At 37.1% G+C, this 9,943-nt stretch carries 4 protein-coding genes; 2 read left to right on the forward strand and 2 right to left on the reverse strand.

Annotation, left to right across the window (positions count from 1 at the left end; all coding sequences use genetic code 11):
- Positions 1-461: 461 nt before the first annotated feature.
- Both CWS31_RS14015 and CWS31_RS14020 read left to right on the forward strand, forming a co-directional pair.
- A complete protein-coding gene (locus CWS31_RS14015) occupies positions 462-3,299 on the forward strand; it encodes a TonB-dependent receptor (RefSeq protein WP_101343681.1) in 2,838 nt (945 codons plus the stop codon).
- Between the two features lie 136 nt (positions 3,300-3,435).
- Positions 3,436-4,872: a metallophosphoesterase gene (locus CWS31_RS14020; RefSeq protein ID WP_246143542.1), complete on the forward strand. Its 1,437-nt coding sequence runs from the start codon at positions 3,436-3,438 to the stop codon at positions 4,870-4,872.
- A gap of 292 nt (positions 4,873-5,164) precedes the next feature.
- On the opposite strand, the gene CWS31_RS14025 is transcribed toward CWS31_RS14020, so the two are convergent.
- Together CWS31_RS14025 and ppk1 are read right to left on the reverse strand one after the other, a co-directional pair.
- Entirely contained in the window at positions 5,165-6,973 is a 1,809-nt protein-coding gene (locus tag CWS31_RS14025; RefSeq protein WP_101343682.1) for a Ppx/GppA phosphatase family protein, read from the reverse strand.
- Positions 6,973-9,114 (reverse strand): polyphosphate kinase 1, encoded by a 2,142-nt coding sequence (gene ppk1 / locus CWS31_RS14030; RefSeq protein ID WP_101343683.1) that lies wholly within the window; start codon positions 9,112-9,114, stop codon positions 6,973-6,975. The genes CWS31_RS14025 and ppk1 overlap by 1 nt, the downstream gene beginning before the upstream one ends.
- Between the last annotated feature and the right edge of the window lie 829 nt (positions 9,115-9,943).

Here is a 9,943-nt window from a genome sequence, read left to right on the forward strand (position 1 = left end):
AGAAGTTTTCCTCTAATAATTTAAAAAATTAATAGCCGAACATTTCTATTGAGCCTTGCTTTGATTTAGCTTGTTTGCAGCTGGAGTATGATAAAGCTCAAATTTAATACCAAGGTGATATTAGCTCACACAGATGACAGTTTTTTTACTTAAATAAAATAATTACCAACTATTACTTAGAATAAATTAGTGCTGAGTATCAAATTTTTGAATTTTCACCTAAAAATGAGGGGTCAAATTAGCTCACCCTTCATGATTTATTGCTCAACCCTATTGTTAATAGGGGGTTTAAGTCTTAATTTAATGCTTAACGTTTCAATCACTGTAATTGTGTCATCTTACTGTCATCTTTTCTCATTACCTTAGCCGCAATCTTAATTTGTACATAAGTGCTTTAAATGGTTTTAACGATTTAAAACACTGTGCAACAAAACTTAAATAGCCTGAGAGCAATGAATAACATGAAACTTTCTTTAGCGAATCTTTATAATAATAACTTTAAACTTAATAAACTCACCCTTGCCTTAGCTGGCAGCTTAACGCTTTTAACTGCGCCTGCAGTGCTAGCTGATAGTGTAATTGAAGGGCGAGTAACTGATGTTAATAACAAGGTGTATTTTCAAGGCGCAGATGTTGAAATTAAAGAACTTAACTTAAAAACGGTTAGTCAACGTGATGGTTCATTTCGTTTTTCCGACTTACCAGAAGGGGATTACACCTTAGTTATTAAATACATTGGTAGCCCTAATGTAGAACAAAAAATATCGGTAATTGACGGCCAAGTATTCTCGCAAAACTTTATAATTGGTAGTGTTAAAGCCAATGAAAGAGAAATAGACAACGTGATTGTTTATGGCCAAAGAGCGGGTCAAGCTAGTGCGCTTAACAGACAAAAAAATGCCAATAATTTAGTTTCGGTGATCAGTAGTGACGGTATTGGCCAACTGCCAGACCAAAATGCGGCAGAAGCTTTACAACGTATGCCTGGTATATTTATCGAACGAGACCAAGGCGAAGGTCGCTTTGTTGGTATTCGCGGTATTGATCCAAACCTTAACAATGTCACTATCAATGGTTTAAATGTACCGTCACCAGAAGCTGGCGTTAGAAGTGTTGCGTTAGATGTAATTCCGAGTGAGCTTATTTCATCACTTGAAGTTAGTAAAACAGTAACGCCAGATATGGATGCAAGTGCCATTGGTGGTTCTATTGAAGTGAAAAGTTTAACCGCTTTTGATCGAAATGGTCAAAGCTATTCATTTACCGCACAAGGTTCTTATAACGAATTAGTCTCAGAAACCAGCCCTAAGCTGTCGGGAAGCTACACTGATATTTATACCTTAGATGATGGTGTTCAATTAGGTGTTGCTGGCGCAGTTTCATGGTTTAAACGTGAATTTGGTTCACATAACGTAGAATCAGGCAGTGGTTGGAGCAACTTTGAATATAAAGATGCAGCAACGGGCGATGATGTTGAAGTGTTTGGTACCGAAGAAATTGAACAGCGTCTTTACAATATAGAACGCGAACGTATGGGAGCAGCATTAAACTTTGACTTGTACACTTCCGCGACAGATCAATACTACTTACGCACGCTTTATAGCAAATTTTCTGATGATGAGTACCGCTTATTAAATCAATATAAATATGATTCAGGCGCTATCGATTTAGTTTCACGTACCGATACCAGTGCTCAATTTTCTGATGGCGAAGTGGCTCGTGAAACTAAAGACCGTTATGAAGTACAAGAAATTATGTCGGTAATTGTTGGCGGCGAAAACCAACTAAACGACTGGTTAGTTGAATATAGCTTTGGTTATTCAAAAGCCAATGAAAAAGAGCCTGGTAGCGTCGAAGCTGTTTTTGCCGCAGAAGGATTAAATTTTGGTTATGCAACACCGGGCGAAATTCCACAATTAACATTTGAGCCTGCTTCGCAAGATTTAAACAACTTCCCGTTAGACGAAGTAGTGTACGGTGATAATATTGCAGAAGATGAAGAATATACTCTCGCATTAGATTTAACCAAAGATTTTGTTTTACAAAACTACAATGGCTTAGTGAAGTTTGGTGGTAAATACCGTACTCGTGAGAAAATTAACAATGTTAATGAGTCAGTTTTTGATGGCGGATTTATCGACAACGCAGGTGATGATATCACCGGTCAAAATTTTGCAACCGATACTGTTGATTTTAATTTAGGTGATTTTGGTCCTGGTATATCTCGAGATCAATTAAGTAACTACATTGCTAATAATAAAAGTAATTTTGACTTTAATAGCATTGAATCTGAGATTGAAAGTCAAGGTAACTCATACACAAGTACAGAAGACGTATTAGCTTTGTATGCTATGGCGTCAATCGACATTAACAGCTGGAATATTGTTGCTGGTGTACGTTACGAGGATACTCGCTTTAGCACAACGGGTCATAAAGTTGATTTAATCGTAGATGAGTCAGATGACAGCGAAACCGTAAATATTACCCCGTGGCAAGGATCAAAAGATTACGCTAATTTCTTTCCAAGCGTTAACGTTCGTTATAACTTTAGTGACAAACTAGTCAGTCGTTTTGCCTACACGCAAACAATTGCTAGACCAACATTTAGTGATAGCGCTGCTTATCAAATCATTGAAACTGAAGTTACCGAAGAAGATGGCGCAATTGAAACTGAACGTAAAGCCGAAGCAGGTAACCCAGAGCTTGATCCATATGAGTCAAATAACCTTGATTTAAGTCTTGAATATTACCCAGGCACCATAGGTGTATTATCGGCAGGACTATTTTATAAAGACATCGATAATTATATTATCCATGAGGAGGTTCAAGACAATGGCAATTGGGATGGTTTTGATGAAGTTATTCAACCACAAAATGGCGGTAGCGCTTCACTTACCGGTATAGAGTTAGCTTGGAATAAAACTTTTGATTCAGGATTATTACTTGGCGCAAACGGTACTTTTGTTGAAGCCGATGAAAAACTGCCTAACCAAGCTGATACTGTGGGTAACTTGATGATTGGTTACGAAAACAGTGATATTAGCCTGCGTTTAAGCTCAAACTATAAAAGTGAAAATTTCCAATTCACGGATAACGACAGCGACGTTTATCAAGATGCGCACATGCAAATTGATTTTAGCGCCAAGTATTACATTAACAACACCACGCAATTGTATTTTAATGCAGTAAATCTAAATGATGAACCGTATTACCTTTACCACAACGAAATACAATATAACTACCAATATGAAGAATATGGCCGTAGCTTTCAGTTAGGTATTACCATTACGTCTTTATAAGTTTGTAACTTCTCCTGCAAACACTTACTTGGTATTTGCTAAGTAAGTGTTTCAACTCTTACATCTCTAAATAGTTAAGCCTTAACGGAGTCTGAGTTTTTTATTTATGTACGTAATCGTTTTAAGTGAGTTTATTATGAAAAATAAAACATCAAACAATTTATTAGTGAACAAACCCGTTTCACAAAAAAAGTTTCCAATAGCAACATTATCTTTAGCACTAATGAGTGTTGGCTATATCACAAGTTGTAGCAATGTAGACAGTAATGCTGTTAATAATGCCGCTAGCCAAAAAGTAGCGAACTCTGTTGTACAACCAGACAATGGAGCCACCCGGAATATTAATTTTTTAGCTTTTGGTGATGGTGGTTATCACGTTGACTACCCAAAAGAAAAACACATTAAATATCCTAAGAATAAAGAACAGTTTATTGAAGCAGAAAAAGCCGATTGGGTAGAAGATTACCGCCCAATGAGCGAATTTGATCACGCGCCAATTTACGTTTACCCAAATACTGACATTGCTACAGAGCAGGGTGGAGCACAAGCGGTAGGTTTAGCTATGACCGAAGTTTGTCGTGAAAAAGTTTGTGAGTTTGCCCTACAATTAGGTGATAACATTTACCCTGATGGTGCAGGCGCTGATGACGGGAAAGATGATCAAACTCGTATGGATGATTTGATCCTTGCGCCAATTAAACCATTAATAGCTGAAAATCCAGATATTATGGTGTATTCAGCATTAGGTAATCACGACTGGAAAAGTTCTCGTCATGGCGTAGCCTTACAAACAGAATGGATGGCCAAGCAAAAAAACTTTACTCTAGGTGAGCAAGGGTATTATAAATACACTATTGGCGAACCTGGTAACGATGTAGAGTTTTTTGTACTAGATACTAATATGTTACTTTCTGGACAAGTGTTCCACGAAGTACCATTAAATAAAGACGGTAGCGAGGGTGATTTACCCCAAGCTCTTAAAGATGGTAGCGCTGAGTTAGAGCAACCTGAAGCCCATGAATTACCTATTCAAGATGAAGACGAAAAGCAATTAGCATGGTTAGCTGACGGTTTAGAAAAATCGAAGGCTAAATGGAAGATTGTTTATGGACACCATATTTTGTGGTCTATCGGCGGTACTAAATACAGTGAAGGTCATGTGCTTAGAAAGTTATTATTACCGTCATTATGTGAATATGCCGATGCGTATGTAGCTGGTCATGAACATGATTTAGAGTTATTAACAGATGACTGTTCGCTTTACCCTAATAGCTTAGATAAAGCCGATGATAACGCTAATTTATTAGCCAAAAAGCGCGCGCCATTTCCGTTAATTATCAGTGGCGCAGCAGCAAAAATGCGCGGCAAACATACGCCTTTTGCTGAACAACAGGAAAAACGTTATCCGCAATATGAACTACTTTGGTCACAAAGTTTTGTTTGGGGCTTTGCTCACATTGAGTTAGATAATACTAACGATTTACTCAATGTTGAGTTTTACACAACACCACGTGATGGGAGCGGTAAAGCTGAATTAGCAGCAGAGTTTTCGTTTGAGAAACGTACTGATTGACCTCTATTAGTTTAGTTGAATTCAACTAAACTCAGCTCAACTAAAATGAGCTCAGCTAATGTAAAGCAGAGCTCATCATTCAAATAGTGAATACTAACATCAAGCTCATCGTATTAACCTGCGGTGAGCTTTTTTCGTTTAGCTGGTATTTTAAATTTTTATTTATAATGCTTTTTAAAAACAAAAAAGCCCTGTTGATGCATATTACAATTTGCATCAACAGGGCTAATATTTTTAAGTAATACCAATCTAAATTTTCTTTTCTTACCTGACAGCACTCACTTATTATTTCTTATGCCGTAATCCGTAATGCCAAACCTGCTTTAGCTTGTTTTTCTATTTCTTTTAATAATTTCTTTTGTAATTCAGACTCGCCTACATGTGAAATAAACAATTCATCTTCATCATGGTCAACTATTACTGAGGTCGTTAATGTTTGTACGCGTCCTTGGGTGAATATTATTGCCAAACGTAATAATTGTATTAATAAGCCAATACGCTGTTCGCTGATGATCATATTATTTTGATTAGGAGTAATGCGGGCACTGCTATTGCTAGGTTGAAACTCAAACTCATGGTCTAGTTCATCTTCAATAGCATTATTCATCTCATTGGCAAATTCATTTTCAAGTTTATGCGCTAACTTAAGATTGTATACTTTAATGCTATCTAAATTGATTTTACCGCGATGGTTTCGAACCAGTAAGGTTATTATTTCTTTTTCGCTCTCGCTAAAACCAGGCATATCGCTATGTTCAATAATATAAGCACCATGTTTTTGGTGTTTACTTGAATTTATTGCAATGCCTATTTCGTGTAATTGAGCAGCCCAGCACAGTAAGCTAAATTCAGCATGACTTAATTGCGCATTAGTTTTTTTTAGTTGCTGCTTTATTAAAGTAATTTGTTGTAAAACACCTTGGTTAAAGGCTTGATCAACATGATATAACTTTATTAAATTATGAATAGTTCTTTCTCGGGTATCAATGTCGGTACGTGATTGACTTAAACCATATAATACACCTTCACGTAAACCACCTAAACTGAACTTCATTTGTTCAATACCGAGTTGGTTAAAACAACTTGATAATACTGCAACAGCACTAGCAAATATAGGGCGTCTGGCGTCTTCTAATGAACGCAAAGGTATGTTGTTACAGTGTTGCCAGCGAATAAGTTGTTGTACCAAGCGGTTTAAACGTTTGGCGGTTATTTTATTATCGCCATATAGTTCAAGCATTGCTTGGCTAATGACTTTAATTGAGCCAGAAGTGCCAAGTATGGTTTTGCTTTTTATCGCTCTATATCTATCGGCAATACCAGCTAGCTGTTTGTGGGCAAAGTCTTGCGCATTACGCATAGCGGTAGGTGTGATGCTACCATCGAGAAAAAACTTCTGTTGTACGCTAATACAGCCCATAGCCAAGCTGTCGGTAATTGATGTTGCAAAGTTATGACCAATAACCAGTTCGGTACTACCACCACCAATATCTATAATAAAGGTCGCACCGCGTAATGGTTGAGTGTGGGCAACGCCTTTGTAAATTAGTTCTGCTTCTAATTTTCCAGAAATAACTTCAATAGGGTAAGGGAATACTTGATGAGCTTGCTTTTTAAAATCTTCAATATTCGTTGCCGCACGTAGCGTTTGCGTAGCGACTATACGAATAGCGCTATAAGGTAAATCGACAATGGACAAGTTGAAATCTCGTAAACAATTAATCGCTTTATCAATCACATTTTGCTGCAAAACGTTATGTTTATCTAAACCTGCGGCAAGACCAATAGATTGCTTGTCTTGTTGCAGTATTTGCAAACAACCGTCTTGCTCTCGAGCAATGATCAGGTGAAAACTATTAGATCCCAGATCAACCGCGACTAAATGGCGAGGGCTAGTAATCACATTATCTTCCGTGCTTTTGGCAAGGATTTTAGGTTTTTTCTTATATTGTATTTCTGTTTTCTTCTCTTGTTTTGCGTTTAGTTTTACGCATTGCTTCTTAGCTTTTGTAGAATTAGCTTTTAACGTTAATGTATTGGAAGCCGATTCTTTCTTTGCTAATTTTCGCGTGTTGGATTGATCATAGGTAGTGTTATTCATTATGCCCCCACTAGCTCTTTTTTTAACGGGCTGAAATTAAGCGTATCTTCTCGTTGTTGATCTAGCAGATAATGATAAATATCAATTTGTGAGCGAACTGTTGAGGCATGTTTGTTCGTTTTTTGTATTGATTGTTTAACGCCAAAGCTTGCACCTTGATATTGGTTAGTTTGCTCGGTATCTAATAGTCGGGCTTTGGTGTTGTCATTTATTTGAATATTGATAATATCAATAATATTTTGCTTTACTGCAGGATCATAAATAGGACAACCTACTTCAACACGACGATCAATGTTGCGTGTCATCCAGTCGGCGGATGACAAGTAAACTTTTGACTGACCTTTATTTTGAAATATAGCTACTCGTGGGTGCTCTAAATAACGGTCAACCACACTTATTGCGCTAATATTTTCACTTTGATTAGTTACGCCTGTTACTAACGAGCATACGCCACGAACGATTAATTTAATGTTAACGCCAGCATTACTAGCTTGATACAACTTGTTGATCAAACCTTGATCAACTAAGTTATTAACCTTAAGAGTAATACCATTAACTTCTTTGCGTAGTGCTGCTTCAATTTCAGCATCAATTAATACTTCAAGTGAATGCCGAGTATTGATTGGGGATACCATTAAATGTTTAAAAGTAAAAGGTAAGTAAGGGAACTTTATAAATTCAAATACTTGCGCTACTTCATCCGCTATTTCTTTTTGGCAGGTAAACAAACTAAAATCAGTATAAATCTTCGCATTTTTTTCATGGAAGTTTCCTGTGCCAATATGCGCATAACGTACTCTTTTACCTTCTTCTTTACGGGTGATTAAACATATTTTGGCGTGTACCTTCAAGCTTGGAATACCAAAAGTAACATTTGCACCTGCATTAGATAGTACTTCTGCCCATTGCAAGTTAGCTTGTTCGTCAAAACGTGCGCGTAATTCAATATTAACCGATACTTCTTTGCCATTTTTTACGGCTTCACTGAGCGCGGCGATAATGCGTGATTTTTTAGCTACGCGATATAGTGATATTTCTATTTTACTCACTTTTGGATCATACGCCGACTGACGCAGCCATTCAGTAAAGTGTGAAAACTTGTGGTATGGGTAGTAAAGCAAAATATCACGGGCTTTTATTGCGGTAAAAGCATTGTTGTAGCGAGTGAAGTGATGGTGTTCTATTGAAGGCAGTTTTTCGTGTTCTAAATTTTTATCTCCAATAGACGGAAACTCAATGAAATCTTTAAAACTGTGGTAACGACCACCTGAAATTAAGCTGTGGTTAGAGGTAATGCCTAAATAATTTGTTAATCTGTTCAGCATGCTTTTTGGCATTTTTTTATCATAAACCAAACGAACGGGCTCAGCATGCACGCGTTTCTTTAAACTTGATGACATTTGCTCTAACAAACTTTGGCTGAACTCATTACTCAAGTCAAATTCGGCATCGCGAGTTAGTTTCATTGAATAAGCATGGATACTGTCAAATTCAAAAAATCCGTTAAATATGTGATGTAAACTATGGCGAATAATATTATCGAGTAAAATAATGCTGGTACCTTTGTCACCGTTATCATTAGTCGATTCGAGTTCAGGTAAAATGAGAAAACGCGGTACGTTACTACTTGGCACTTCAACTAACGCATATTGCTCTAGGCTATTTTTAGTCATCGATACCATTAAGTAAGTTGCGTCATCATTAATATGATCAGCCAAGTTAACGTTTTCATTTAATATTAAAGGGAAAATATGACGACGTAATTTGTCTTTATAATACTCATCTAACCATATTTTATGGCTGTCTGATAATTGCATTTCATTGATCAGATGAATATTTTGCTCATCAAGTTGCTGTAATAGTAATTGATAAGTTTCATCAAAAGAGGTCTGTAAATCGATAACTTTATTTTGGATGCTGTCAAATAACGCGACTGACTGTGCTTTAAGTCGTGGGTTGTTTGATAAAAGTACTTTACGACGAACGTTAGCAACACGTACCCGATAAAATTCATCCATGTTACTTGAATAGATCCCTAAAAATCTAAATCGCTCTAACAATGGCACTTCTTCGTCTTGTGCTTCTTGTAATACTCGATGATTAAAAGATAGCCAGCTGAGTTCTTTTTCTAGAAGTTGCATTGGGGGGGACTCCGTTAAATAATCCACGCTAATTGTTTAGGTTAGATAAACAAACTGGTGTTAATGCCTTTGACTGCAAGACATAAGTGAAAAATGCTTACTAACGATTTTACCGATAATTTGTTGCAATTTTATTACAGCGCCATGTTCATAAAGTACTCGTTTTATACATCAAATCAAGCAATATTATTCTCGTAGTATCTTGTCGGGAACCCAGTTTGGTTGTTTTGAGCAAGGAAGTATCAAGTAATGGATTCCCACCAAGACAACGTGGGAATGACGGTAATATAGCTCAGGCTAATTATGATTGACTTAACCCACGTCATTCCCGAAGTGGCTTGTCGGGAATCCAGTTTGGTTGTTTTAAGTAAGAAAGCACAATGTAATAGATTCCCACTAAGAATAAAAAAGTAACAAGTAATGGATTCCCAACAAGACAACGTGGGAATGACGGTAATATAGCCCAGACTATTTAAAACTAATTAAGATTAATCTAGCCCTGTTTAATCTGGCTCAACTCACCTCAACTCACCTCAACTCACCTCAATCCGTCCCGAACAACCCACGTCATTCCCGAAGTGGCTTGTCGGGAATCCAGTTTTTGGTGGTTTTAAGTAAGCAAGCAACAAGTAATAGATTCCCATTAAGAATAAAAAAGTAACAAGTAATGGGTTCCCACCAAGACAACGTGGGAATGATGGTAATATAGACCAGACTATTTAAAACTAATTAAGATTAGCCCAACTCTGTTTAATCTGGCTCAACTCACCTCAACTCAATCCGTCCCGAACAACCCACGTCATTCCCGAAGTGGCTTGTCGGGAATCCA

The organism is Colwellia echini (assembly GCF_002843355.2).
In the GTDB taxonomy this organism is placed as follows: Bacteria; Pseudomonadota; Gammaproteobacteria; order Enterobacterales; family Alteromonadaceae; genus Colwellia; species Colwellia echini.

Excerpts from the sequence above, each read along its gene's own strand:
- CWS31_RS14015 (WP_101343681.1), top strand. The coding sequence starts at position 462 with ATGAAACTTTCTTTAGCGAATCTTTATAATAATAACTTTAAACTTAAT.
- ppk1 (WP_101343683.1), bottom strand. The coding sequence starts at position 9,114 with ATGCAACTTCTAGAAAAAGAACTCAGCTGGCTATCTTTTAATCATCGA.
- CWS31_RS14025 (WP_101343682.1), bottom strand. The coding sequence starts at position 6,973 with ATGAATAACACTACCTATGATCAATCCAACACGCGAAAATTAGCAAAG.
- CWS31_RS14020 (WP_246143542.1), top strand. The coding sequence starts at position 3,436 with ATGAAAAATAAAACATCAAACAATTTATTAGTGAACAAACCCGTTTCA.